At 70.2% G+C, this 25,501-nt stretch carries 19 protein-coding genes; 16 read left to right on the top strand and 3 right to left on the bottom strand.

Going from position 1 to position 25,501, the window contains the following annotated elements; genetic code table 11:
* The first annotated feature begins 118 nt into the window (after positions 1–118).
* The 11 genes from A37W_RS0112240 (at position 119) to A37W_RS0112190 (ending at position 15,187) form a co-directional block, all read left to right on the top strand.
* Entirely contained in the window at positions 119–1,297 is a 1,179-nt protein-coding gene (locus tag A37W_RS0112240) for an acyl-CoA dehydrogenase family protein (RefSeq protein ID WP_018303329.1), read from the top strand.
* A complete protein-coding gene (locus A37W_RS0112235) occupies positions 1,287–2,060 on the top strand; it encodes an enoyl-CoA hydratase/isomerase family protein (protein ID WP_018303328.1) in 774 nt (257 codons plus the stop codon). Before A37W_RS0112240 ends, A37W_RS0112235 begins: the two co-directional genes overlap by 11 nt.
* 1 nt (position 2,061) lies before the next feature.
* Entirely contained in the window at positions 2,062–3,228 is a 1,167-nt protein-coding gene (locus A37W_RS0112230; RefSeq protein ID WP_018303327.1) for a CaiB/BaiF CoA transferase family protein, read from the top strand.
* The gene (locus tag A37W_RS0112225; protein WP_018303326.1) at positions 3,225–4,427 is read left to right on the top strand and encodes an iron-containing alcohol dehydrogenase; all 1,203 of its coding nucleotides are present in this window, start codon (positions 3,225–3,227) and stop codon (positions 4,425–4,427) included. The genes A37W_RS0112230 and A37W_RS0112225 overlap by 4 nt, the downstream gene beginning before the upstream one ends.
* 100 nt (positions 4,428–4,527) lie before the next feature.
* Entirely contained in the window at positions 4,528–5,607 is a 1,080-nt protein-coding gene (locus tag A37W_RS21725; RefSeq protein WP_156169183.1) for a type 2 periplasmic-binding domain-containing protein, read from the top strand.
* A gap of 76 nt (positions 5,608–5,683) precedes the next feature.
* The gene (locus tag A37W_RS0112215) at positions 5,684–7,645 is read left to right on the top strand and encodes a tripartite tricarboxylate transporter permease (RefSeq protein WP_018303324.1); all 1,962 of its coding nucleotides are present in this window, start codon (positions 5,684–5,686) and stop codon (positions 7,643–7,645) included.
* A gap of 20 nt (positions 7,646–7,665) precedes the next feature.
* A complete protein-coding gene (locus A37W_RS0112210) occupies positions 7,666–8,601 on the top strand; it encodes an SDR family NAD(P)-dependent oxidoreductase (protein WP_018303323.1) in 936 nt (311 codons plus the stop codon).
* Positions 8,598–10,697 (top strand): acetate--CoA ligase family protein, encoded by a 2,100-nt coding sequence (locus A37W_RS21720; RefSeq protein ID WP_018303322.1) that lies wholly within the window; start codon positions 8,598–8,600, stop codon positions 10,695–10,697. Before A37W_RS0112210 ends, A37W_RS21720 begins: the two co-directional genes overlap by 4 nt.
* Positions 10,697–11,563, top strand: coding sequence for a MaoC/PaaZ C-terminal domain-containing protein (locus A37W_RS0112200; RefSeq protein WP_018303321.1), 867 nt, complete (start codon positions 10,697–10,699; stop codon positions 11,561–11,563). Before A37W_RS21720 ends, A37W_RS0112200 begins: the two co-directional genes overlap by 1 nt.
* On the top strand, positions 11,556–12,908 hold the full coding sequence (locus A37W_RS0112195; protein ID WP_018303320.1) for an MmgE/PrpD family protein: 1,353 nt from the start codon (positions 11,556–11,558) through the stop codon (positions 12,906–12,908). The genes A37W_RS0112200 and A37W_RS0112195 overlap by 8 nt, the downstream gene beginning before the upstream one ends.
* A complete protein-coding gene (locus A37W_RS0112190) occupies positions 12,905–15,187 on the top strand; it encodes an acyl-CoA dehydrogenase family protein (protein WP_018303319.1) in 2,283 nt (760 codons plus the stop codon). The genes A37W_RS0112195 and A37W_RS0112190 overlap by 4 nt, the downstream gene beginning before the upstream one ends.
* Here the strand turns inward: A37W_RS0112190 and A37W_RS22860 are convergent.
* The 3 genes from A37W_RS22860 to A37W_RS0112175 are packed head-to-tail and all read right to left on the bottom strand — an operon-like array spanning position 15,184 to position 18,621.
* Positions 15,184–16,281, bottom strand: coding sequence for an AbrB family transcriptional regulator (locus tag A37W_RS22860; protein WP_018303318.1), 1,098 nt, complete (start codon positions 16,279–16,281; stop codon positions 15,184–15,186). The genes A37W_RS0112190 and A37W_RS22860 overlap by 4 nt on opposite strands.
* 13 nt (positions 16,282–16,294) lie before the next feature.
* Positions 16,295–17,695: an MmgE/PrpD family protein gene (locus A37W_RS0112180; protein ID WP_018303317.1), complete on the bottom strand. Its 1,401-nt coding sequence runs from the start codon at positions 17,693–17,695 to the stop codon at positions 16,295–16,297.
* Between the two features lie 14 nt (positions 17,696–17,709).
* Positions 17,710–18,621, bottom strand: a complete 912-nt coding sequence (locus tag A37W_RS0112175) for an isocitrate lyase/PEP mutase family protein (RefSeq protein WP_018303316.1) — start codon at positions 18,619–18,621, stop codon at positions 17,710–17,712.
* Between the two features lie 252 nt (positions 18,622–18,873).
* Between A37W_RS0112175 and A37W_RS0112170 the strand changes: the two genes are divergently transcribed.
* From A37W_RS0112170 to A37W_RS21705, 5 genes are all read left to right on the top strand, one after another.
* A complete protein-coding gene (locus tag A37W_RS0112170) occupies positions 18,874–20,271 on the top strand; it encodes an MmgE/PrpD family protein (RefSeq protein WP_018303315.1) in 1,398 nt (465 codons plus the stop codon).
* A 29-nt stretch (positions 20,272–20,300) separates the two neighbouring features.
* On the top strand, positions 20,301–21,830 hold the full coding sequence (gene tcuA, locus A37W_RS0112165) for an FAD-dependent tricarballylate dehydrogenase TcuA (RefSeq protein ID WP_018303314.1): 1,530 nt from the start codon (positions 20,301–20,303) through the stop codon (positions 21,828–21,830).
* A gap of 58 nt (positions 21,831–21,888) precedes the next feature.
* The gene (locus A37W_RS21710; RefSeq protein WP_018303313.1) at positions 21,889–23,001 is read left to right on the top strand and encodes a Bug family tripartite tricarboxylate transporter substrate binding protein; all 1,113 of its coding nucleotides are present in this window, start codon (positions 21,889–21,891) and stop codon (positions 22,999–23,001) included.
* Positions 23,002–23,069: 68 nt separating this feature from the next.
* Positions 23,070–24,158 (top strand): ornithine cyclodeaminase family protein, encoded by a 1,089-nt coding sequence (locus A37W_RS0112155; protein WP_018303312.1) that lies wholly within the window; start codon positions 23,070–23,072, stop codon positions 24,156–24,158.
* 4 nt (positions 24,159–24,162) lie between these two features.
* A complete protein-coding gene (locus A37W_RS21705; protein ID WP_018303311.1) occupies positions 24,163–25,494 on the top strand; it encodes an MmgE/PrpD family protein in 1,332 nt (443 codons plus the stop codon).
* The last annotated feature ends 7 nt before the right edge of the window (positions 25,495–25,501 follow it).

Below are 25,501 nucleotides of genomic sequence, written 5' to 3'. Positions count from 1 at the left end.
GTATGACCCCATGCGGCAATGGTCTTTGACGCCGCGTCGCAAAGCAGACTAGCCTCGAATCAATAATGGAATACCGGGCGGCCGCAAGGTCAGGACCCGGAATCGGAGGACACTGCGGATGAGCGACTGGCCGCTTTCGGACGAGCTTGTGATGGTGCGCGACACGGCGCGCCGCTTCATGCGGCAGGACGTGAAGCCGGCCGAGGATCAGGTGGAACACGACGCGATCCACCTTCCGGACCACCTGCTGCTGCCGTTGCAGAAGAAGGCGAAGGACATCGGCATCTGGTGTATCCGCTCGCCGACCGAATACGGCGGCGCGGGCCTCAGCCTGCTCGGTCAGGCAGTCGTGGCCGAGGAAACCGCCCGGTGCCGGATGGGCGCCTACATTCCGGCCTGCGGTGCCATCGGGTTCGACGTGCCGAACACGGTGTTCGAATGGGGGACGCCCCACCAGATCGAGAAATACGCTCGGCCGGGGGTCTTCGAGGGGCGCAAGGTCTTCACCGCCGTGACCGAACCCACCGGCGGCTCGGACCCGGCGCGGTCGATCCGGACCCGGGCCGAACGGCAGGGCGACCACTACGTCCTGAACGGCACCAAGATGTGGATCTCGGGCATCCAGCACGCAACCTGGGGCATGGTCTTCGCCCGCACCGGCGAACAGGGCGACCGCGGCGGGATCTCGGCCTTCATTGTCGAACTGGATACGCCCGGGGTGTCGACGCGGAGGATCCCGGTCCTGCGGGCCTATTCGCCCTTCGAGATCACCTTCCAGAACGCCAAGATCCCGGTCGAGAACCTGCTGGGGGAAGAAGGGAAGGGCTTCGCCGTCTTCTCCAAATGGACCACTGAGGGCCGCATTCCCTACGCCGCCGGCACCCTCGGCGTCGCGCAGGAAGCGCTCGAGATGGCGATCGAGTGGGTCAAGCACCGCGAGACGTTCAAGACCAAGCTGGCCGACAAGCAGGCGATCCAGTGGATGGTCGCCGACAGCGAGATGGAACTGCAGGCGGCGCGGATGCTGGTCTACAAGGCCGCGATGGTCCACGAAACCGGCGGCGACCTCCGCTACTGGTCCTCGATGGCCAAGGTCACGGCCACCGAGACCGCCTTCCGTGTCGTGGATCGCTGCGTGCAGATGTTCGGCGCGCTCGGCGTCGCCGAAGAGATGCCCCTGGAACGCTGGTTCCGCGAACTGCGGGTGAAGCGTGTCGGCGAAGGTCCGTCCGAGGTGCAGCGCATGGTCGTCGCGCGTAGCCTGCTCAAGTCGCGGTCCAGCGCCGATGCCGGTTGATCTCGCCCTCTCGGACGGAGTCGCGACGGTCACCATCGACCGTCCGGACAAGCGCAATGCGCTCGACGCGGCCCACTATGCCGCCCTGTCCGAGGCCTTCGTCCGGATCCGCGACGACGACGCGATCCGCTGCGCCATCCTGACCGGGTCCGGCGACCGGGCGTTCTGCGCTGGGGCCGACATCGGCGCCTGGCTGGGGCGCGAGCGGCGCCTAAAGGATCTATGGGCGACGCAGGCGGGTCCGCTCCCGTCCCGCGGGCTGGAGATCTGGAAACCGGTGATCGCCGCGATCAACGGGGCCTGCATCGGCGGCGGCATGACCCTGCTCATGGCGACCGACATCCGCGTCGCGGCACGCCACGCCACCTTTTCCCTGCCCGAAGGCCGGCGCGGCGTGATCGCCGCGAACGGCGGCACCCAGCGGTTGCTGCGGCAACTGCCCCACGCTGTCGCGATGAAGATGCTCCTGCTGGGAGACACGATGAGCGCCGAGGATGCGGGTCGCTGGGGGTTCGTCACCGACGTGGTCGAGGGCGACCGGGTGATGGACACTGCCATGGGCTACGCGCGCCGGATCGCGGCGGCCGCCCCCCTCGCGGTGCAGGCGGCCAAGGAACTGGCGATCCGCTCGCAGGACCTGACCCTCGCCGAAGGGCTGCGGATGGAACAGCTGGTGCAGCACGCGCTGCTGGCCAGTCTGGACGCGACCGAGGGCCGCGCGGCCTTTGCCGAACGGCGCGAGCCGGTCTTCGGGGGGCACTGAGATGGACGGACCCCTCAGCGGCCTGCGCGTCGTCGACTTGACCCAGATCTACAACGGCCCCTACGCCACCTTCCTGATGGCGATGGCCGGAGCCGAGGTCATCAAGGTGGAGCCGCCCGGCGGCGAACATACCCGTCGTCGCCAGCGCGACGGCGGTGGCGCCCACATCCCGCACGCGATGCTCAACTCGGGCAAGGAATTCGTCGAACTCGACCTCAAGACCGACACGGGCAAGGCGGAACTGACCGCGCTGATCGAGACCTCGGATGTGCTGGTCGAGAACTTCCGGCCCGGCGTTCTGGCTCGGCTCGGGTTCCCGCGCGAACGGCTTGCCGAACTCAATCCGCGACTGATTTATGCGGCAAGCTCCGGCTTCGGCACGACCGGTCCCTATCGCGACTACCCGGCGATGGACCTTGCGGTGCAGGCGCTGAGCGGCGTGATGAATGTCACCGGGTTTCCCGACAATCCGCCGGTCAAGGCCGGCCCGGCGGTCTGCGACTTCAACGCCGGCGTCCACCTGTATGGTGCCATCGTGACGGCGCTGCTGGACCGAGAGCGCACCGGCCGTGCCCGCGCGGTCGAAGTCTCAATGTTCGAGGCGATCTACCCGGCGCTGGCCTCGAACCTGGGGCTGATGAGCGGCACCCACAGGGATCGACCGCCTCGCACCGGGAACCGGCACGGCGGATTGTCGATCTCGCCCTACAACGTCTATGCCTGCCGCGACGGCTGGTGCGCGATCCTCGCCAACAACGAACACCAGTGGCATGCGCTGGCGCGGTTCTTCGGCCAGGACTGGGCGATCGACGACCCGCGCTATGCGACGATGTACGACCGGGTGACCCGGATCGACGAGGTCGATGCGCTGGTTGCCGGTTGGGCGGCGGACTACACCAAGGATGCGCTGTTCCGCGGTCTGGTGGCCGTCGGCGTGCCGTCTGCGCCCGTGCGCGACCTGTCCGAAGTGATGACGGACCCGCACCTGCACGCCCGCGGCGCGCTGGTCGACATCGACCACCCGATCTATGGCCCGGTGACCCTGCCGACCAGTCCGATGGTCTACGAAGGCGTCGAGCGTACGATCCGCTGGCCCAGCCGCAAGCTGGGCGAGGATCAGTCGATCCTCGAACGGCTGCGAGCCACGGCGGGGGAAAGCTCCGAATGACCCTGTTCAACACTCCTGCGCCGATGGGCGAGGCCGACATTCCCGCCGCCACCCGTGTGGTCTACGGACCCGGCACGCTGCACGACGCGATCCCGGCCGAGGTCGAGGTGCTTGGTGCCAGCCGGGTCTTTCTCGTCACCGGCCGCACGCTCGGCGGCAATGCTCAGGTGGCGCGGCTCAAGGATCTGCTGGGCGACCGGCTGGCCGGCCACTTCGCGGAGATGGGGGAGCATTCCCCACGCAGCACCGTCCTCGCCGCGGCCGCGGCCGCGGCCGCGGCAGAGGCCGATTGCCTGATCGGGATCGGCGGCGGCAGCGCCATCATCGGGACGAAGGGCGTCGCGCTGATCCTCGGCGAGGGCGAGGATCTTGATGCGCTGCGCGCGCACTACGACTACCGCACCCGCAAGATCACGGTGCCCCGGCTGGCCAACCGCAAGCCGCCAGTGATCGCCGTGCCGACGACGCTGACCTCGGGCGAGTTCTCGTCGGCGATGGGGATCACCGACGACGCGACCGGGTCCAAGGACATCTTCATCGACCCCGGCGTGGTGCCGCGGGTGATCGTGCTCGACCCCGTGCTGGCGGCCGAGACACCGCACCGGCTCTGGGCCTCGACCGGGGTCAAGGCATTGCAGAACGCGATCGAGCGCTTCTATGCGCGGAACGCCAATCCCTTCATCGAAGGCACCTGCCTCGAAGCCATCGCCATCGTGTTCCGCGATCTCGCGCCCTCGCTCGCGGACCCGCAGGACATCGCGGCGCGCGGCCGGCTGCAGTTCCTGAACTGGATGACCGCCTTCGGCGCTGGCAAGGGCGGGATCGGCCTCGGCCACGGCATCTGCCACCAGCTTGGCGCGGTCTCCCACGTGCCTCACGGGATCAGCGGCGGGATCGTGCTGCCCCACATGATGCGGTTCAACCGGCCGGAGACGCTGGACCGGCAGCGCCGGATCGCCGCCGCGATGGGCATCCGCTTCGCCGCCTCGGACACCGATGCGTCGGAGCAGGCCGAGGCTAGGGTCCGGGCGCTGGTGACCGATCTGGGCCTGCCCACGACGCTGTCGGACGCGGGCGTGCGGCACGAGGACCTGCCGCGGGTCGCCGAACTCACGCTTCGGGACCGCACGCTGGCGCCGACACCGCGCCCGCCGCGCGACGCGGCCGAGGTGCTGGGCCTGCTGGAGGAGATGTTCTGACGATGCGCTGCCGTCCGCGGAGGAGGCGGGCGGCGACGACACTGCGAAGGGGCCGGAAGAGTCCCGACCCAAGGACCGACCCGTCTCAGAGGAGGAGACCATGCGACTTCAATCCCTACACGCCGCCGTGTTCGCTGCGGCGCTGGCGCTTCCCGCCGCCGCGCAGGACGTAGATTTCAGCGGTCAGACCATCGAGTTCATCGTGCCCTACGGGCCGGGCGGCGGGTCCAGTACCCATGCACGCGCCATCGCGCCCCTTCTCGAACAGGAGCTTCCGGGGAATCCGACCATCGTCATCACTAATGTCGAGGGCGGTGGGTCGATCCGCGGGCTGAACCAGTTCACCCAGACCGCCGAGCCCGACGGGTTGACGATCGCCGCACTGGGCACCGGCAGCTACTTCGCGCCGTTGCTGGGCGATCCGACGGTGGAGTACCCGCTGTCGGAATTTCGGCCGATCCTCGCCTCGCCCTACGGGCTGGTCGCCTATGGCCGGGCCGATGCGGGCTTCACCGGCGACTCTCTCGCGGACGTGCAACTTCTGCAGGACAACACCTTCGTCCATGTCGGCGACGGCCCGGCCAAGGCCGACATGCCGGTGATGTACTGCTACGACCTGCTCGGCGTCGATGTGCGCGGCGTTTGGGGCACCTCGCGCGGCGAAAGCCGGCAGGCCTTCGAACGCGGTGAAAGCCAGGTCAACTACGACAACCTCGCCGGCTGGGAATCGGAGCTCAAGCCGATGATGGACGAAGGCCTCATGGTGCCGATCTTCACCATGGGCTACCTGAACGAGGCGGGTGAACTGGAACGCGATCCCACCTTGCCCAACACGCCGCACTGCATGGAACTGTACGAGATGGTCCATGGAGAGCCGCTGACCGGCGTCGAGCGCGAGGTCTGGGACGCGATGTTCGCGATCCGCATGTCCACCGCGAAGACCATCGTGCTGCCGCCCGGCACACCTGATGACATCCTTGCCACCTATCAGGCGGCGATGGAGCGGGTGGTCAACCGGCCCGAGATGGAGGATCCGACCCTCCAGCTCGAACTCGGGGGCTATCCGCAGGCGGTGGGCGAGGCGGCGATCCGCGGTCACCGGCAGGCGTCGGTGATCTCGGACGAGGCGCGGGCGGCGCTGCTCCAGTGGTTGGCGGACACCCACTCGATGACGTTCTGATCCTATTGCCGGGCGGCGCCCGAAGGCGCCGCCCGCAACTCAACATCCGGTCCTGCCGGAGAAGGAAGTGAGCGACATGCCTGACGTCCTCAGCACCGTTGCGCTGCCGGCGTTCCTCGAACTGTTCCAGATCCAGCACCTGCTGCATCTGCTGTTCGGCGTTGTCCTTGGCCTGACCGTGGGCCTGCTGCCCGGCCTGGGCGGTCTGACCGCGATGGCCCTCGTGCTGCCGTTCATGTACGGCATGGATCAGACCTCGGCCCTGGCGATGATCATCGGCATGACCTCGGTCGTGAACACCTCGGACACCTTTCCATCGGTGCTCATGGGCATCCCCGGAAGTTCGTCGGCGCAGGCCACCGTGGTGGACGGCTATCCGCTCGCGAAGAAGGGCGAGGGTGCGCGGGCGCTGTCGGCGGCCTTCATGTCGTCGATGGCGGGCGGTGTCTTCGGGGCGTTCGTCCTGACCTTCGCGGTCTTCTTCGCCAAGCCGATCCTCCTGATGATCGGGTTCGGCGAGCAGCTCCTTCTCGTCGTGCTGGCACTCGTGCTCGTCGGCATGCTGACGGGCCCGAGCGTCATCAAGGGACTGGCCGGCTGCGGGTTCGGCATCCTCGTCGGCTGCGTCGGCGCAGCGACGGCGACCGCGGAATACCGGATGACCGGCGGCAGCCTCTATCTGACGGACGGCATCCCACTGATCGTGCTGGCGCTCGGCCTGTTCGCGATCCCGGAGATCCTAGAGGTGCTGCGCACGCGCGAGCACATCGCGGAAAAGGCGTTGCTGGGCCGGGGTTGGCTGCAGGGGCTCAAGGACACGTGGATCCACAAGTGGATCGTGCTGCGTTGCTCAGCGATCGGCACCATCATCGGCGCACTGCCGGGGATCGGCGGCAGTGTGATCGACTGGGTCGCCTACGGCCACGTCGTGCAGACCAGCAAGGACAAGTCTCAGTTCGGCAAGGGCGACATCCGCGGCGTGATCGCGCCTGAATCGGCGAACAACGCCAAGGAAGGCGGCGCGCTGATCCCGACGCTGCTGTTCGGCATCCCCGGCTCGGGGACCATGGCTCTCGTCCTCGCCGCCTTCACCCTGATCGGCATCACGCCGGGGCGGCAGATGGTCGAGGAGAACCTGTCGCTCACCTTCACCATCATCTGGTCGATCGCGGTCGCCAACATCTTCGGCGCCGGGATTGCCTTCGCGCTCGCCTCGCCGATCACCCGCCTGACCGCGGTGCGCTACCGCCTCCTCGCGCCGTTCCTGATCTGCGTCGTGTTCTTCGCGACCTATCAGGCGACGCAAAGCTGGGGCGACCTTCTGACCATGCTGGCGGTCGGGGGCATCGCGATTTTCCTCAAGCGGTTCGGCTGGTCGCGTCCGGCCTTCCTGATCGGATTCGTCCTGTCGTCGGGGCTCGAGGCGGCGTTTTACCGCACGACGCAGATCTACGGCTTCAGCTTCCTGACCAGGCCGGTGTCAATCGGTCTGTTCATTCTGGTGGCGCTGACCGGCTACATGGCCTGGCGCAGCAAGACCCGGGTCAGCGACCAGATCGGCGACATGGAAGGCAAGTCGCCGCGCCGGTTGCCGCAGGTCCTGTTCGCATCCGCGCTGCTGCTCGTGCCGGTGTTCGTGATCGTCGACACGTGGGACCTGCGGTTCCTCGGGCGGGTGTTTCCGGTGACCGTGGCGGTGCTCACGCTGATCCTGATGATCGTGGGGATCTACCGGCTGGCCCGGGCCCCCGAGGGTGCGTCGATCCACTACGACGGCGACCTCGGGCTCGACACGACGGGCAGCAACCTCACGCTGTGGCACGGCGCGGGGATCCTCGTCGCCTTCGCGGGGCTGATCGCCATCCTGGGCTTTGCCATCGCGGCGCCGGTGTTCGTGGGCATGTTCCTGTTCGGCATCGCCCGCGTGCGCTGGATGGGGGCGGTCTTCGGCGCGCTGGCGATGGCGGTCTTTCTCTACGTGCTGACGAACACGCTCGACGTGGCGATGGTCGAGCCGCTTATCGACTGGGGCTTCTGAGGCCGAAGGGGAGGACGCACATGACGGCAGCGGACAAGGCAGTCGAGGGCAAGGTGGTCCTCGTTACGGGGGCGGGGCGCGGCATCGGACGCGCCATCGCGATGGCGATGGCGGCCGAGGGTGCGCGGGTGGTCGTCAACGACCTCGGCGTCGGCGTGGACGGCGGCGGGGTGGACGGAGGCGGCGATGCCGGCCCCGCCGAGCAGACCGCCGCCGACATCCGCGCGGCGGGCGGCGAGGCGGTCGCCAACACGGACAGCGTCGCCGACTGGGACGGCGCGCACCGGATCGTCGCGCAGGCGATGGATACCTTCGGCCGGATCGACGCGGTGGTGAACAACGCCGCGATCCTGCGCGACGCGATCTTCCACAAGATGACCCGCGACGACTGGGATCGGTCGATCTCCGTCATCCTGACCGGCAGCTTCAACGTCTCGCGCGCAGCCGCTCCGGAGTTCCGGCGGCAGGAATCCGGCGCCTATGTCCACATCGCCTCGACCTCCGGGCTGATCGGCGGCATGGGACAGGCGAATTACGGCGCGGCCAAGCTGGGGTTGCAGGGCCTGTCCAAGGCGATCGCGGTCGACATGCGGCGGTTCAACGTGCGCTCCAACATCGTGGCGCCCACCGCCTTCACCCGGATGACCGAGTCGATCCCGACCGAAACGCCCGAGCAGCGCGCCCGCGCCGCCGCCCGGCGCACCATTCCTCCCGAACGCAACGCGCCGATCGTGGTCTATCTGGCGAGCGACCGTGCCGCCGGCGTCTCGGGCCAGATCTTCTATACCCGCGACAATGAACTGTACCTGTTCAGCCAGCCCCGCCCCATCCGGCAAGCACATACCGCGGAAGGCTGGACCGCGCAGACCATCGCCGACCACGTCATGCCCGTCTTCGCGCCGAACTTCGTGCCCCTCGACCTGACCCGCGACGTGTTCAAGGGCTACCTGCCGTGACAGCCGTCCCGCCCGAACTTGGCCGGCTGATCTCGCCCCGGGGCATCGCTGTGGTCGGCGCCTCGGAAAACCCAAGCTCGATCGGCGGCCAGCCGATGGCCTTCCTCACCGGCTACGGCTACGCCGGTGCCATCCATCCGGTGAACCCGACCCGCAGCCGGGTCATGGACCTGCCCTGCGTGCCCTCGGTCCGGGACGTGCCCGACCCCTGCGACGTGGCCCTGATCGCGGTGGCAGCGCATCGGGTGGCGGACGTGATCCGCGACTGCGGCGTGCGCGGGATCCGCTTCGCCGTGATCCTGTCGTCCGGCTTCCGCGAGGCTGGCGCCGAGGGTCAGGCGCTCGAGGCCGGCCTTGCCCGCGTCGCGCATGATGCCGGCGTCCGGCTGGTCGGGCCGAACTGCATGGGCGTCCTCAACATTCCCGAGCGGATCCACTGCGGATTCGGCCAGGGCTTCCGCGTCCGCGACTATCCGGTCGGTCCGGTGGCGATGGCGACGCAGAGCGGGGGCTACGGCTTCACCCTCCTGCGCAACGCCAGCCGCGAGGGGCTGGGCTTCAACCATGTCGTGTCGGTTGGCAACAGCGTCGATCTGGACGCGCTCGACGTCGCCGGCCATTTCCTCGAACGCGACGACGTGCGCATCGTCACGCTGTTCCTCGAAGGCACCCGCGACGGACGGCGGCTCCTGACGCTCGGCCGCCGCGCGCTGGAAGTCGGCAAGCCGATCCTCGTCTGGAAGGTTGGCAACACCCCGGCCGGCCGCAGCGCCGCCGCGTCGCATACGGCCAGTCTGACCAGCAGCTACGACCTGTTCCGCGCCGCGTTCCGCGAAAGCGGCATCATCGAGTTGCGGGACTACGAGGATTTGGTGGACGTGGCCCGCGGATTCATCGGCGGGCGGCTGCCGCGCGGGCCCCGCGTCGGGCTGGTCAGCGGGTCGGGCGGTGCCGGCGTCATCGCCGCCGACCGCTTTGCCGAGGCCGGGCTGACGCTGCCGATCTGGTCCGACGCGACACGCGCCGCCCTGCGCGACGGGCTTGGCCCGTTCTCCGGCACCGGCAATCCCGTCGACCTGTCGGGCGAAGGCAGTCGCGACGGGCGCAGCCTGTCCAACGTCGCGACCGGGATCGTGCTGGCCGACGACGGCGTGGACATGGTGATGGTCCGGTCCGGCCAGACGACAGGATCGGCGGCCGCTGCCCGCGATCTGGCGGCGATCCGCGATGCGTCGGGGAAGCCGGTGCTGGTTGCGACGGTGGCCGAGGACCATGCCGAGGGGAAGGCGGCGCTCGATGCGGCAGGCGTCCCTTGGTTCCTGACCGTCGGCCGGGCCGCGACGGCGGCCAGCGCGCTCGTCCGCTTTGCCGCCCGCCGCGCCGCGCCGGCGGCGGATCCCGGCCCCCGGCCGGTGCCCCGCGCGGACCTCGCGCTGCCGGACCGATCCGGTTTCCTGAGCGAGGCCGAGGCGCGCGCCGTGCTGGCCGCCTACGGCATCCCGCAGGTGCGTGCGCTGCACGTCACCGGAGCCGTTCCGGCCGACCACGGCCTGCGCTATCCGCTGGCCGTCAAGGCAAACTCCGCCGGACTGCCGCACAAGACCGAGGCCGGGGCGGTGCGGCTGAACCTGCCCGACCTCGGCGCCGTCCGCGCCGCCGCGCGTGAAGTGGCCGAGGCCGCGGCGCGCGCTTGCCCGGACCTGCCGCCTGACGGGGTCCTGCTTCAGGAGATGGCGCAGGGGACCGAACTGATCCTCGGCGCCATGGACGACCCTTGTTTCGGACCTGTCGTCGTTGTCGGCATGGGCGGCATCCTCGCCGAACTGCTGCGCGACGCCGCCTACGGCTTCGCGCCAGTCGGCCTCTCGACCGCCCGCGAGATGCTCGACGGCCTGCGCGGCAGGCCCGTGCTCGAGGGTTGGCGCGGCGCGGCGGCGGCCGATCTCGACTCGGTGGCCGATGTCGTCGTGCGGCTGTCATGGCTGATCGCCGACCACCACGACCGGATCGCCAGCATCGACATCAACCCGGTGTTCGTCGCCGGAACCCGCGTCCTCGCCGCCGATGTCCTGATCGCGCTCGGGGGCACGGACTGATGCCGCTCGACCCAGAACGCCTCGCCGCCTACCGGATCCCGGTCACGACGATGGAATGGTCCGAGCGCGACACGATGCTCTATGCGCTGGGCGTCGGTCTGGGCGCCGATCCGCTCGACCCGCGCCAGTTGCGCTTCGTCTGGGAAGAGGGGCTGCAGGCCCTGCCGACGATGGCCGCGATCCTCGCCGCGCCGCATGCCTGGATCCGCCGCGCCGATGTCGGCTCTTCGGGGCGCAGCGTCCATGCCGGGATCCGGCTCGACCTGCACGCGGCGCTTCCCGTCGCAGGCCGGGTGCGGTCGCTCAACACGGTGGCCGAGGTCATCGACAAGGGGCCGGGCAAGGCCGCGCTCGTGACCACGCGGCGCGAGATCGTCTCGGACCCGGATGGCCAGCCGCTCTGCACGGTCCTGTCGACCAGCATGCAGCGCGGCGACGGCGGCTTCGGCGGACAGCCCGAGCCCGCCGAGCCGCCCAGACCGATGCCCGACCGCGCCCCGGACGAGGTGGTGGAAATTCCCGTGCTGCCGCAGGCCGGCCTGATGTACCGGCTGTCGGGCGACCGCAACCCGCTGCACGTCGATCCCGACACGGCCCGGCGAAACGGCTTCGACCGGCCGATCCTGCACGGTCTCGCCAGCTTCGGCATGGCCGGGCATGCGGTGCTCGCGCGGCTCTGCGACTACGACCCCCTCCGCCTCCGCAGCATCGCGGCGCGGTTCTCGAAGCCGGTCTATCCGGGCGACAGGCTGCACATCGGGCTCTGGCGGCAGGCGGACGGGCCGCACCGGTTCCGCGGCTGGATCCCGGCCCGGGGCGATGCCGTGGTGCTGGACGGGGGCGAAGCCGAGGTGGCCGATGACTGATGCGTCCCGCAGCGCCGCGCTGGCCGCCTATGTCGCCGGCGCAGCGGACCGGCCGCTTCCCGACGACGTGCGCGCCGCCGCGCGCGAGGCGCTGATCGACCACATCGGCGTCGCCGTGGGTGCCGCGGACGAGGCTGTCACCCGCGCCACCCGGACGATGGCGGACCGCTGGGCTCTGCCCGGCCGGGCACGGATCTACGCCGGCGGCACGACCGGCGCGCCGCTGGCGGCGCTCGTCAACGGCACGATGGCTCATGCCACCGACTTCGATGACACGCACGAGAACGGATCGGGCCACATCTCGGCTCCTGTGCTGTCGGCGGCGCTGGCGCTGGCGCAGGACCGCGGGCAGGAGGGCGACCGCGCGATGGCCGCTTTCGTGGCGGGGTTCGAGGCGATGGCCCGCCTCGGCGGCGGCTTCATCAACGGGGTCGGCCGCAACCTGCAGGCGCGCGGGTTTCATCCGACCGGCATCCACGGCGTCGTCGGTGCCGCCGGTGCCGCTGCAGTGCTGCACGGGCTGGACCCTGCGGCCACCGCCAGCGCCTTGGGCACCGCCGCCACGACCTCGTCCGGGCTCGTGGCGTCCTTCGGCACCCATGCCAAACCGTTCCATGCCGGACACGCCGCCATGAACGGTCTGATCGCGGCCGATCTGGCTGCCAGCGGCCTCGCCGCCGCGACCGACCTGTTCGAGCCCGGCCGCGGCCTGCTGCCGGCGATGATCCAGGACGGCGCGGTCGAGGTGCCGCCGCTGGATCTCGACCGCTGGTTGATCCTGCGCAACGGCTACAAGCCCTTCGCCTGCTGCCGGGCGACCCATGCCTCGGCCCAGGCCGGGCATCTGCTGGGGCCGCGCCTGAACGGCCGGCGGATCGTCCGCGTCACAACCCGGGTCCACCGCAGCGCGCCCTTCACCGCGGGCCGGATGGACCCGCAGACCCCGCTCGAGGCCAAGTTCAGCGTCGCCTTCTGCCTTGCGGCCGCGATGTGCGGCTATCGCCTCGACGCCACCGACTTTGCCGAGCCGATGCTGGGCGACCCCCGTGTCCGGGCGATCCTGCCGGTGGTGGAACTGCACCCGCAGCCGGACCAGCCCCAGTCGCAGGCCCGCGTCGACGTCTGGCTGGACGACGGGACGCACCTGACCGAGACGACGACGCTGTTCCTCGGCCATCCCGACAACCCGATGGGCCGCGAGCGGATCGACGGCAAGTTCCTGTCGCTGGTGGTCCCGGTGCTGGGCGAGGCGACGGCGACGCGCCTGCTCGCCGCGCTGGACGGGATCGAAGGCCCCGGCGCCCTGGTCGAGGCAGCGGGCCTTCTGGCGCGCGGGGCACCATGACAGACGACGCGCTGCTCTCGATGCTGTCCGACAGTGCGGCGCGGTTCGCCGGGACCGGCACCGGCCGCGCCCGGGCGCTGCGTGGCACGCTGCCGGGGTTCGACCGGGACATCTGGGACGCGATGGTGGCGCAGGGCTGGACCGGCGTCATGGTGCGGGAGGATGCGGGCGGGCAGGGCCTCGGCCTGACCGCCGCGCTGGCGCTAATCGACCCGTTGGCGCGCAGCCTCGCGCCCGAACCTCTGGCCACGGTGGCGGTCGAGGCGGCGGTGCTGGCGGGCGCTGCGGCTGCGACGGACGTTCTGCAGGCGATCGTCGCCGGCCGGGTGACGGTCGTTGCCGCAGGGGGCACGCTGGAGGTCAGGGCCGGGCGGCTCTCGGGCCATGTCGCCCATGTTCCGGCCGCCCTCGGTGCCGACCTGTTCCTGCTGGCCGCGCCCGGCGGCCTGATCGCCGCGCTGCCGCCCGATGCGCCGGGCCTGACCGTCACGCCCGAACCGCGTGCCGACGGCACCTGCGCCGGCCGGCTGGATCTGCGCGATGTCGTGGTGCCGGCCGGCGCCCTGCTCACCGAAGGGGCGGCGGGGACCGACGCCCTCCGCCGGGCCCGCGCGGCGGCCGTCATCGCGACCGCGGCCGAACTCTTCGCCTGCATGGACCGGGCGTTGGACCTGACGCTCGACTACATGCGCCTGCGGGAACAGTTCGGCCAGCCGATCGGCGCGTTCCAGGCCCTGCAGCACCGCGCTGTCGATCTCTACATCCAGAAGGAACTGTCGCGCGCGGCTCTGGCCGAGGCTGTCGCGATCTTCGAAGACGCAGACTGTGCCGAGGGAGCCGATCTCGACCGGCTGGATCACGCCGCATCCCGCGCCAAGGCCCGCACCGGCCACGCCGCGCTATTGATCGGGCGCGAGGCGATCAAGCTGCACGGCGCCATCGGCGTCACCGATGACCACGACGCCGGACTGTTCCTGCGCCGCATCCTGTCGCTCGCCGCCCTGCACGGGACCGCCGACCGGCACCGGATGCGCTGCGATGCGCTGACGCGGGTCGCGCCCGACGCGCCGGACGCGGACCTGCCGCCGCCGCCGCCCGAATACCTCGCCACCACGCGCCTGGACGTGGACTGGAACGCCGGTCCGGAGGCGGCGTTCCGCGCCGGGCTGCGCGCCTTCTTTGAGGCGCACTACCCGCAGCATCTGCGGGACAAGGGCCGCCGCGGCACGCCCCGCGAACTGCGGGACTGGCTGGCGCTGATGGTGGCCAAGGGATGGATGGCCCCGGCCTGGCCGCGCGCGGCGGGCGGCATGGGCCTGTCGCCGGCGCGGCAGCTGATCTTCATCGAGGAACGCGAACGCGCCGGGATCATGCGCCACCCCGATCAAGGCACGGTGATGCTCGGGCCGATGCTGATGCAACACGGCACAGAGGCGCAGCAGCGGCACTGGCTGCCGCGGATCCTGTCGAACGAAACGATCTGGTGTCAGGGCTATTCCGAACCGCAGGCAGGGTCCGATCTGGCCAGCCTGCGCACCCGCGCGGTGCCCGACGGCGACGGCTACGTCATCGACGGCTCCAAGATCTGGACCACGATGGCGCACCATGCCACGCACATGTTCCTGCTCGCCCGGACCGATCCCGCGGCGAAGAAGCAGGCCGGCCTCAGCTTCTTCCTGCTCGACCTCGCGACCCCGGGCGTCACCGTCCGCCCCATCCGCAACATCGCCGGCCACGAGGAGTTCTGCGAGGTGTTCTTCGACGCCGTGCGGGTGCCGGCCGAGAACCTCGTCGGGCCGCTGCATGGCGGCTGGACCGTGGCAAAGTCTCTTCTGGGGTTCGAGCGGCTGAACAATGGCAGCCCGCGCCGGGTAGAAGGGCCGCTGAAGCTCGCCCGGGCGCTGGCGCGGGCGACCGGGCTGGACGACGACCCCGTGTTCCGGTCGCGGCTGGCGGCGGTCACCCTCGACGTTGCCGACCTGAAATCCGCCTATGCCCGGTTTGCTGGCCTCGTCGGTGCGGGGGCCACGCCCGGACCGGAAGTATCGTTACTCAAGGTCTGGGCCGGCGATTGCGCGCAGCGGCTGACCGAGTTCTTGATCGAGACGGCGGGCGAGGCCGGCGGCACCGCCGGACAGCAGGACTTCGGCGGCGTCTCCATCGACGTGCTCGCCCCGTTCTACGCGATGTTTCCCGCGCAGATCGCCTCGGGGACCAACGACATCCAGCGCAACATCCTCGCGACCCGGGTGCTGGGGTTGCCGCGACCGCGCCCCTAGTCCTCGCGCCGAGGTCCGAAGAGCGCGACCTCCAGCCGCTCGACCGCGGGCAGGAACTTCAGCCGGACCTGCAGGTCGAGGATCGTCCTCGAGAAGGCGTTCACCATAATCGCCCGGGTCACGTGAAAGCCGAGGATCAGCGCCGCGTTGAGCTGCAGCACCTGAGCCGTCACCGCCATCTCGGCGATGCCCCCCGCGGAGGAGGCCAGCGCCGCGGTGGCAAGGTCGAGCCCGGTCGCCGCCGACAGCAGGGCGGCTACACCGAACAGCGCGGCGGTGACCAGCAAGGTGAACACCACGCCCAGCAGGAACAGCCGCGGCAGCCGCACCACGATGTCGCGCCGGAACCGGGCGCCGACCGCCATCCCGAGCAGGTATTGCCCGCACAGGAACAGCCACTGCGGCAGATGTCCTCCGATCAGGTCGACCGAGGACAGCGCCGCCGCGGCGACCAGCGCCCCCAGCATCCACGGGTTGGCGGCCCCCAGCCTGCGCATCCCGTAGACGCCCGCCAGCCCCACCAGAAACAGCGGCAGCAGCGCGGGGTAGGGCACTTCGGCGGCGGTGACGATGGTTGCGAAGTCGCCGTGAATGCCGAGCGCGATGATCGTCGGCGGCAGGACGAGCACGACGACGCCCAGCCGTACCGTCTGCGCCACGGCGATCGGCTCGGACCTGGCACCGGCTGCGGCACCGATATTGGCCATCTCGGACAGGCCGCCAGGCATCATCGCGAAGTAGGCGGTGTTGCGGTCGAGCCGGCCGAAATGAGCGTAGAAGACGCTGAAGAACCCGGTGACGCAGGCGGCCGTCACCGCGATCACGATCATCACCGGGATCCAGACCGCGATCTGGGCGAGAAGCGCGGCGGTGATGTTCAGCCCGAGCCCGAGCCCGATCACCAGTTGGCCCGCGCGCCGCATCCGCACCGTCGCGAGCACCGGGCGGCCGAAGATCGACAGTGCCGCCGTCGCGATCAGAGGGCCGAGGATCCACGCCAGTGGCACGCCAACGCTGTCGAGCAGCGCCCCCGCGGCCGCCGCCGCCCCCAGCGCCGCACCCCGCTGGAGCCAGAGGGACACCCTGTCACGCATCGCCGCCGCCCGGTCAGGACGAGGCGAGCAGGTCGATCAGCGTGCCCTCATCGTCGAGGTCGTCCATCCCCAGCACCGCCTCGACCAGTTGCCGGGCCTGAGCCTCGGGCAAGGCCTTGGTGGCGAGCTTCATGAACTTTTCCACGATGTCCGCCTCGGTCGCGAAGGACTTCTCGCTTCCGCGCGGTGCCTCGACGGTTTCCTCGTGGACGCTGCCGTCGATCAGGCGGATCTCCACCCGGACCATGTGCCGGAACTGCGACCCGCGCGCGGTGATCGCGGGATCCTCGCGGCAGGTAACCTTGCGCGACAGGGCGATGCGATCGGCGTTGTCCACGACGTCCGGTGTGAACTGGTCCACGAACACGTCGCCTTCGATCAGCAGCGTCGCGACGCAGAACGGCAGGTTCAGTTGCGCCGAGGTCAGCCCCTCGGGCCGGTAGGGCCAGCCGACGTGGTCCACGGTGACCTGACTGCCGTGCACGACGATCGAGTCCAGTTCATCCAGAGTGAACGGCCGCCGTGCCTGGATCATGCGGATGGCGTCCAGCGTCGTATGGTTGCTGCCGACGCAGGAGTAGAACTTGAGCGCGATCTTCTCCGTCTCCCACCGCTCGCCCAGCCCATCCGACAGTTCCGCCAGATCGAACCGGTCGGTGGAGCGCGAGAAGGTGGTGCAGAAGCCGCCATAGGGCGCCTCGAGCACGTCGCGGATCCCGGTGAAGCCGTCGCGCGCGAACAGGGCGCCGTAGAGGCCGCTCTGCGAGGACCGCCCGGCGTGCATCCGCTTCACCATCGCGCCATACTGCGCGGCCATGAGGCCGGCGGCCTGCGTCCCCGCGATCCCCAGCGCATGCTGCGTCCGGTCGGCGTCGAGCCCGAGCGCACGCGCCGCGCCGGCTGCGGCCGAGAACACGCCCAGCGTCGCGCCCGAGTGCCAGCCCTGGCCGATATGCTCCTGCCCCATGCAGATGCCGACACGCGGTCCGATCTCGTAGCCCGCGACGATCGCGGTCAGGAACTCGCGCCCGGTGATCGGGCCGGCGCCCTCGACCGCGGCGATCAGTGCCGGCAGCGTCACCGCGCCGACATGCAGCACGCCGACCCGGTGCACGTCGTCCAGCTCGAAGCCCTGAACCTGCGTCCCGTTGACCAGTGCGGCATGGGGCGCGGACAGCCGTTGCGCCGTGCCCCAGACCGAACAGGCTGTCGATGTGTCAATCTGGCCCAGCGTGTCCTGCAGGATCCGTGTCCACGGCAGGTTCGCGCCGTAGAGCGCGCAGCCCAGCGAATCGAGCACCAGCAGCTTGATCCGGGTGCGCACGCTGCCGGGGATGTCCTCGTATCGCAGGCCCGACACGAATTCGGCGATGCGCCGCGTATGGGTGTCGTCGAAATCGGCATGGGCAGTCATGGCGGCAGGCTCCGTCAGTGGTCCGAAGTGTCGGGGAGAACGGTGGCGGCGATGCTCTCGTCGAGGTGCTCGTAGTCGAAGTAGCGGATGCGCTCGTACAGCTCGGCCCGCGTCATCATCGCCGGCAGGTCGGCCGAGACGTCGCCGTTGGCCTTGAGCCGGCTGTAGAACTCCTCCATCGCGCGGCTTGCGATCCGCAGCGCCGAGACCGGGTAGATCACCAGGTTGACGCCCCAGTCCGCCCAGTCCGCCAGCGGGATGATCGGGGTCCGGCCGAACTCGGTCATGTTGCCCAGAAGCGGAATGTCGAGCGCGGCGCGCACCTCGCGCACCATCTCGGCCGAGGTCATCGCCTCGACGAAGACGATGTCGGCGCCGGCGTTCACGTAGGCCCGCGCCCGCGTCAGCGCCTCGTCGAGCGAGATCATGACGGCGTCGGTGCGGGCGCAGACCAGCAGGCTGTCTGCAGCCGCCTTTGCGGCCGCGACCTTGCGGCACATCTCGTCTGCCGGGACCAGACGCTTGTCGTTGAGGTGGCCGCACTTCTTGGGAAAGTCCTGATCCTCGATCTGGATCGCCGCGGCGCCCGCCGCCTCCAGTTCGCGCACCGCGCGCATGACGTTCAGCGCCTCGCCAAAGCCGGTGTCGGCATCGACGATCAGCGGCAGCCCGCTGGCGCGCACGACGGTGCGGGCGGCGCGGGTCACGTCCTCCATCGTCAGAAGGCCGAGGTCCGGCAGCGCCATCGACGCCGACAGCGCGGCGCCCGACAGATAGAGCGCGTCGAAGCCCGCCCGCTTCGCCAGAAGGGCGGACATGCCGTCCCAGCACCCGGCGACGGCGGTGGTTCCGCCGGTCTCGAGCAGCGCCGGCAGCGTCGCCGGGGCCGGCGGCCGCGCCGCGCGGTTCAGAAGCCAGTCGGTCATCGTGTTCCCTTCCGTCGTCGGTCCGGGGCCATGTCGAGGTTGCCGGTACACCCTCTGGGCAATCCCTGAAAGGGACTTCTCCGGTCGAGCAGTATACCGTAGTGGCCAGTCTCTTCGTCGCCTGATGGCACCTCCTGCCGTGCGGGGTCAAGAGAGTGGTGCGGCGCAAAGGGGGCTGGTGCAGTCACTGCCGCAAATGGTATACCACTACGTGATGATCAGAAGTCCGAATCGAATCCCGGTTGGTGTCCCATGCTGAACGATCTGGCCGAGCGGCTTCTGGCGGTCCGGTTCGAGGCGCTCCCCGACCCAGCGGTTGTCACCGCGATCGAGGCGATCCTCGACACCGTGGGCGTCACGCTTGCCGGCTTCGACGAGCCTGCCACCCGGGCAGTCCGCGCCGCCTTGGCCGCGGGGGGCGCCGGCAGTGGTGCTGCGACCCTGTTCGGACGGCCGGACGCGGGCGTCGGCCCGCTCGACGCCGCGCTCTCGAACGGCACGGCGAGCCACGCTCTCGATTTCGATGATTGCTCCAACACTCTGGGCGGGCATCCCTCGGCCCCCATCGTGCCCGCGCTCTGGGCGCTGGCCGAGGCCGAGGGCGGATCGGGTCAGGCGCTGATCGCTGCCTATGTCGCAGGGTTCGAGGTGGAGACACGGATCGGTCGCGCCGTCAATTTCCACCACTACGAAAAGGGTTGGCACCCGACCGCGACGCTGGGGGTATTCGGTGCCGCCGCCGCCTCGGCCCACCTGATGCGGCTCGACCCCGGCCGGACCGCCGCCGCGCTGGCGCTGGCGGCCACCATGTCATCCGGGCTCAAGGCCAATTTCGGAACGATGGCAAAGCCGTTCCATGTGGGCCATTGCGCCCGGAACGGCCTGTTCGCCGCCTTGCTGGCCCGCGAGGGGATGACCGCCAACCCCCAGGCCCTGACCGATCCGCACGGGTTCTTCGAGGTGCTGAACGGTCCCGGCACCTACGTGCCCGAGCGTGTGCTGGCCCAGTTTGCCGACCCCTTCGACATCGTGGAAACCGGCGTGGCGTTCAAGCGGCACCCCTGCTGTGCCAGCACCCATCCGGCGATCGACGCCCTTCTGGCGCTGCGCGCCGACCATGGACTGATCGAGGCGGACGTGAGGGACGTGCTGTCCTGGACGCATCCGCGCCGGCTGCGCCATACCGACCGGCCCAAGCCCAAGGGCGGCCTCGATGGCAAGTTCTCGGTCCAGTACGTGCTGGCCCGTGCGCTGCGGCACGGCATCGTCAGCCTCGATCATTTCAGCGATGCCGCCGTCGCCGATCCCGACATCCGCAGTCTGATGGGCCGCATCACGGCAGAGCCGCACCCGGACGCTCGGATGGACACGACCGAGCACTTCTTCGGTGAAGTCACGCTGACACTCGCCGACGGTCGGGTCCTGCGGCACCGTGTCGAACGGCCCGTCGGCCGCGACCGCAATCATCCGCTGCCCCCCGGCGCGCTGCATGACAAGTTCCGCGACTGCGCCGGCCGCACGCTCGGACCCGTTCGGGCCGAGCGGCTGCTGTCGGCCCTCGTGGCGCTGCCCGACCAGCCGGACATCGCCGCCCTGTCAGACCTGCTGCGCGTGCCCGGTGCCGACCCGGCCCGCCGCGTGGCCCCCTGATCCCATCCATCCGACACCGAGGAGTTGACATGACCCCGACCGACCTGCGCCAGTACCGGCCCGACGTGATCGTCGTGGGCGCCGGCAATGCGGCCCTGTGCGCCGCGATCTCGGCGAAGGAGAACGGGGCGCGTCCGCTGATCCTCGAGGCGGCCCCGTTCGACGAGCGCGGCGGCAATTCGCATTACACCGGCGGGGCCTTCCGGTTCGCCTATGACGGCGTCGAGGATCTGCTCGAGATCTGTCCGGCCATGGCGGAGGAGGATCTGAGCCAGATCGACTTCGGGACCTACACCGAGGACCAGTATTTCGACGACATGTTCGAACTGACCCAGTACCGCACTGATCCCGAGCTGTGCGAAATCCTCGTCCGGTCGAGCAAGGAGACCGCGAAGTGGGTCGGCCAGCAGGGCGTCAAGATGTGGCCCGGCCTCGGCCGGCAGGCCTACAAGGTCGACGGGAAGTTCCGGTTCTGGGGCGGTCTTGCCCTGCACATCTCGGGCGGCGGGCCGGAGATGCTGACCGCGCTCTATGCTCGGGCCGAGGCGCTCGATATCCCCATCGCCTACGAGACGCCGGCGGTCGAACTGCTGCGCGAGGGCGACCGGGTGACGGGAGTCGCGGTGATGAGCGAGGGCGAACGGGTGGAGATTGCGGCCGGCGCCGTGATCCTCGCCTGCGGCGGGTTCGAGTCGAACCCCGAGATGCGCGCGCGCTATCTCGGGCCGGGCTGGGATCTGGCCAAGGTGCGCGGCACCCGGTTCAACATGGGCGCGGGCCTGCGCATGGCGCTGGCGATCGGTGCGCGCAGCCACGGCAACTGGTCGGGCTGCCATTCGGTCGCCTGGGACGTGAATGCGCCGCCCTACGGCGACCTCGCCATCGGCGACCAGTTCCAGAAGCACAACTACCCGTTCGGCATCCTCGTGAACGCCAAGGGGCAACGGTATGTCGACGAGGGCGCCAACTTCCACTCGCACACCTACGCCAAGTATGGCGGCGAGATCCTGAAGCAGCCGGGCATGTTCGCCTGGCAGGTCTTCGACGAGAAGACCAGGCACCTCCTGCGGGGCGAGTACCGCATCCGCCGCGTGACCAAGGTCGAATCCGACACCATCGAGGGGCTGGCCGAGCAGCTTGAAGGCGTCGACAGCGAGGCGTTCCTGCGCACGGTGCGCGACTTCAACGCCGCCTGCCGTGCCGACATCCCGTTCGATCCGAACGTCCTCGACGGCCGCAGGACCGAGGGGCTGCCTGTCGAGAAGACGAACTGGGCCAACCCGATCGATACCCCGCCGTTCCACGCCTACCACGTCACCACCGGCATCACCTTCACCTTCGGCGGCCTCAAGGTGACGGCGGACTCGGCCGTCGAGTCCGAGTTCGGCGCCCCGATCGCCGGGCTCTACGCCGCGGGCGAGATCGTCGGCGGGCTGTTCGTCCACAACTACGCGAGCGGTACCGGCCTGATGTCGGGCGCCACCTTCGGCCGCATCGCCGGCCGCAGTGCCGCCCGCCACGCCAGCGCGGGCCAAGGCGAGACACGCGCCTTCGCGTGAACACGAAAGTCCGGTCCGCAACGGCCGGTCGAGAGAAACTCTTGGGAGGAGACCTGACATGACCAACACGACACCGACCGGCAGCCGCCGCCGCTTTCTCAAAGGCAGCCTCGCGCTAGGCGCCGCGGCGACCCTGCCGCTGCCGCTTCGCGCGCAGGAGGGGTTCGCCCCCGAGGAAATCGAGATGATCGTGCCCTATGGCGCGGGCGGCGGCTCCACCATCCACGCCCGTCTCTTCGCCGGACCGCTGGGCGAGGCGCTGCCGGGCCAGCCGACGATCCTGATCCGCAACGTCGAAGGCGCCGGATCGGTGGTGGGCATCAACGAATTCGCGCAGAATGCCGAACCCGACGGGCTGACCATCGGCGCATTGGGCACCGGCACCTTCTTCCAGTACCTGCTGCGCAACCCGGCCGTCCGCTACGACCTGCCGAACTTCCGGCCGTTCCTCGCCTCGCCCTTCGGCGTGGTGGTCTATGGGCGGACCGACTTCGGCCTGACCGGCGATCCGGCTCATGATGTTCCCTACCTTCAGGAGAACGTGGCGGTCTATGGCGGCGACGGTGCCACCGCGGCGGACCTGCCGACGCTGGTGTCGCTCGACCTCCTCGGGATCAAGATCCGCCCCGTCTTCGGCCTGTCGAACGCCGATGCGCGCGGCGGCTACGAACGCGGCGAATTCCAGGTCAACTTCGACAACATGGCGTCCTGGACCGCAGGCGTCCTGCCGATGATCGAGGAAGGCTCGACGGCTCCCCTGTTCACGCTGGGCTACGAACGCAACGGCGTGATCGAACGCGACCCGATGGCGCCCGAGGTTCCGACCTTCCTCGAGGTCTACGAGATGGTCCACGGCAAGCCACTCGAAGGGATCGAGTACAGCGTCTGGAAGATGCTGTTCGACATCCGGGTCATGGCGGCCAAGATGTTCGTCTTGCCGGCCGGCACCCCGGACGAGATCCTGCAGATCTATGCCGACGCCGCCGCGGCGGCCATGGCCAGCGATGCCCTGCAGGGGCAGGCTGCTATGGACGTTCTCGGCCCCTACGATCAGGTCATCGGGATTGAGGCCGCCGCCGGCGTGCTTCGCGGCGCGGCCGAGGTGAGCGACGAACAGCGCCAGTGGCTGACCGATTGGCTGCTCGAGGTCTACGACGTCACGCTCGACTGACCTTCGCCTGGGGGATCCCGGCTCCGGCCGGGGTCCCTCGACCCGCGCGCCGTCGAAAGGTCCGCCCGATGCCCCTGATCCTCGACAACGACGCGGTGGCCCGGCTGGTGTCGCCCGCGGATGTCGTCACGGCGCTCGACAGGGCGTATCGCGCCTATGCCGCCAGCCGCTCGCTGACCGCGCCGCGGCTCGACTTCCAGTCGCCGCAGACGGAAGGCGGGCGCAGCTGGCAGCTGGGCTTGGCCGCGGGGCTCGGCCCCGACCGCTGGGGCTGCCTGCGGGTGAAATCCGACGTGATCTATCGTCGCGTCGTCGACGGCCGCCCGCGCAAGGAGAAGTACTGCGTCGAACCCGGCACCTATATGGGCCTCCTGATGGTGTTCGACATGACGGACGGCGCGCTCCGCGCCATCGTCCATGACGGGCTGATCCAGCAGATGCGGGTCGGCGCGGATTCCGCGCTCGGCGTGCGCTACATGGCGCGCGAGGATGCGGCGACCCTCGGCATCCTCGGCGCCGGCGGCATGGCGCGCACCCACATCGACGCGATCCTGCAGGTCCGGCCGATCCGCCGCGTCCGCATCTACGCTCCCACCCGCGCCAACAGCGAGGCGCTGGCCGCCGAGGCGCGGGCACGCCAAGGGGTCGACGCCGAGGCGATGGACAGTGCCGAGGCCGCCGTGCGGGACGCTGACATCCTGTCGGCCTGCACCAACGCGATCGGCCCGGTCGTCCCCGGCGCGGCGCTCGACCCCGGCACCCATGTGACCTGCATCGGCGGCACGCTCGATGCCGTCGCCGACGGCCGCATCGACCGGGCGCTGCGCTTCGGCACCGCGTCGGGGCCGCTCGAAGTGCCGGACTGGGCGGTCGAGGATGAAGGCGTGACCTTCGCGCTCGGCGGGGAAAAGGCAGGCGCGGGCACCGCGCGCCGCTTCCACGCCATTCCGCGCGACCGGCGCGTGATGTTCGCGGACCTGCTGGCCGACCCGTCCCGCGGACGCACCGACGACAGCCAGATCACCTTCTCGGAACGCGGCAACATCCACGGTGCGCAGTTCGCGGCGCTTGCCGGCCTCATCGTGGAACGGGCCGCGGCCCGGGGCGAAGGGGTCGTGCTGGACGACGCGCTCTTCTTGCAGACCATAAGGAACTGACGAAATGGCAGACCGCTCCCCGGCCGCCGCAACGGTCGCCGAGGCTCATGCCGCCTTCGCGCTCGGGCTGCGGTCCGACGACATCCCGCCGCATGTCGCGCAACTCGCGCGGCACTGTCTGGTCGACGCGCTGGGCGCGGCCATGTTCGGACGCCGGCTGCCCTGGTCGCGGATGATCCTGGCCGAGGCGGTGGACACCGGGTCCGGCGGACCCTGCCGCATCCCCGGCGAACCCGACCTGCGCTTGCACCCGCCGCAGGCGGCGCTGGCGCTGGGCGCCTTCTGCCATGCCTTCGAACTCGACAGCCTGCGCAAGCCGGGCGCAGGCGTCCACCCCGGCGCGACGGTGGCGCTGCCCGCGCTGGCCGTGGCGCAGGCGGTCGGCGCGTCGGATGACGACCTGATCGGCGCCATCGTCGCGGGGTGCGAGACAATGTTCCGCCTCGGCGCGGCCACCCTGCACACGCCGGAGAAATCCGGTTTCCACGCCCCCGGCCTGACCGGCCCGTTCGGTGCGGCGATCGCCTGCGGCCGGCTGATGGGCCTGTCGGCCTCGCAACTCGCCTCGGCCCAGGGCATCGCAGGGTCCCTCGTCTCCGGCCTTCTGGCGTTCGCGGCGTCGGGGCAGGGCGGCATGGTGAAACGGCTGCACCTTGGGCGCGCCGCGGAATCGGGCGTCCTCGCGGCCCGGCTCGCCGCGCGCGGGTTCGAGGCGCCCCATGCGGTGATCGAAGGGCGCTACGGGTTCTTCGACGCCTACTGTTCCGACACCGCGCCCGACGCGCTGCTGGAGGGCCTCGGCACCCGGTGGGAACTCGAGACGCTCTGCCTGAAACGCTATGCCTGCCACATCACCGCCCATGCCCCGGTCGAGGCACTGCGCGGGATGATGGCGGAGCGCGGCTTCGGCGGGGCCGACATCGCCCGCATCGCTGTTCAGGGCAGCGCGAAGCTCGTGTCGCATCACGCGGGCAAGGCCCCGTCGGACATCGGGCTGGGGCAATACAGCGTGCCCTTCGTGCTGGCCCTGTCCGCCTATCGCGACCCGGAGGATCCGGCCGCGTTCTCGGACGACGCGCTGACCGATCCGGGGATCTGTGACCTGATGCGGCGCATCGCCGTGGCCGAGCGACCCGGCGGCGGCGCCAAGGGCTGGGGCGTGCATCTCGAGCTCGAATTGCGCGACGGCACCCGGCTGACGGAAACCCGGGACAGCTTCGCCGGGACTCCGGATCGGCCGTTCTCCTCGGATCAGGTCCGGGCCAAGGCGACGCGCCTCGCCGGGGCCGACGCGCCCGAGATGGACGCGCTGTGCCGCCGCTTCCTGCCCCCCTGAGCTGCGT

The organism is Wenxinia marina DSM 24838, from assembly GCF_000379485.1.
In the GTDB taxonomy this organism is placed as follows: domain Bacteria; phylum Pseudomonadota; class Alphaproteobacteria; order Rhodobacterales; family Rhodobacteraceae; genus Wenxinia; species Wenxinia marina.
Note: the sequence above shows the minus strand (reverse complement) of the source record. Positions and strands in the feature narration are given on the sequence as shown.

What these genes read in the sequence shown, in the direction of transcription:
- A37W_RS0112230 (WP_018303327.1), top strand. Translation starts at nt 2,062, where the DNA reads ATGGACGGACCCCTCAGCGGCCTGCGCGTCGTCGACTTGACCCAGATC.
- A37W_RS0112225 (WP_018303326.1), top strand. Translation starts at nt 3,225, where the DNA reads ATGACCCTGTTCAACACTCCTGCGCCGATGGGCGAGGCCGACATTCCC.
- A37W_RS0112200 (WP_018303321.1), top strand. Translation starts at nt 10,697, where the DNA reads ATGCCGCTCGACCCAGAACGCCTCGCCGCCTACCGGATCCCGGTCACG.
- A37W_RS0112195 (WP_018303320.1), top strand. Translation starts at nt 11,556, where the DNA reads ATGACTGATGCGTCCCGCAGCGCCGCGCTGGCCGCCTATGTCGCCGGC.
- A37W_RS21725 (WP_156169183.1), top strand. Translation starts at nt 4,528, where the DNA reads ATGCGACTTCAATCCCTACACGCCGCCGTGTTCGCTGCGGCGCTGGCG.
- A37W_RS0112190 (WP_018303319.1), top strand. Translation starts at nt 12,905, where the DNA reads ATGACAGACGACGCGCTGCTCTCGATGCTGTCCGACAGTGCGGCGCGG.
- A37W_RS0112170 (WP_018303315.1), top strand. Translation starts at nt 18,874, where the DNA reads ATGCTGAACGATCTGGCCGAGCGGCTTCTGGCGGTCCGGTTCGAGGCG.
- A37W_RS21710 (WP_018303313.1), top strand. Translation starts at nt 21,889, where the DNA reads ATGACCAACACGACACCGACCGGCAGCCGCCGCCGCTTTCTCAAAGGC.
- A37W_RS0112235 (WP_018303328.1), top strand. Translation starts at nt 1,287, where the DNA reads ATGCCGGTTGATCTCGCCCTCTCGGACGGAGTCGCGACGGTCACCATC.
- A37W_RS0112155 (WP_018303312.1), top strand. Translation starts at nt 23,070, where the DNA reads ATGCCCCTGATCCTCGACAACGACGCGGTGGCCCGGCTGGTGTCGCCC.
- A37W_RS22860 (WP_018303318.1), bottom strand. Translation starts at nt 16,281, where the DNA reads ATGCGTGACAGGGTGTCCCTCTGGCTCCAGCGGGGTGCGGCGCTGGGG.
- A37W_RS0112175 (WP_018303316.1), bottom strand. Translation starts at nt 18,621, where the DNA reads ATGACCGACTGGCTTCTGAACCGCGCGGCGCGGCCGCCGGCCCCGGCG.
- A37W_RS0112215 (WP_018303324.1), top strand. Translation starts at nt 5,684, where the DNA reads ATGCCTGACGTCCTCAGCACCGTTGCGCTGCCGGCGTTCCTCGAACTG.
- A37W_RS21705 (WP_018303311.1), top strand. Translation starts at nt 24,163, where the DNA reads ATGGCAGACCGCTCCCCGGCCGCCGCAACGGTCGCCGAGGCTCATGCC.
- A37W_RS0112180 (WP_018303317.1), bottom strand. Translation starts at nt 17,695, where the DNA reads ATGACTGCCCATGCCGATTTCGACGACACCCATACGCGGCGCATCGCC.
- A37W_RS0112210 (WP_018303323.1), top strand. Translation starts at nt 7,666, where the DNA reads ATGACGGCAGCGGACAAGGCAGTCGAGGGCAAGGTGGTCCTCGTTACG.
- tcuA (WP_018303314.1), top strand. Translation starts at nt 20,301, where the DNA reads ATGACCCCGACCGACCTGCGCCAGTACCGGCCCGACGTGATCGTCGTG.
- A37W_RS0112240 (WP_018303329.1), top strand. Translation starts at nt 119, where the DNA reads ATGAGCGACTGGCCGCTTTCGGACGAGCTTGTGATGGTGCGCGACACG.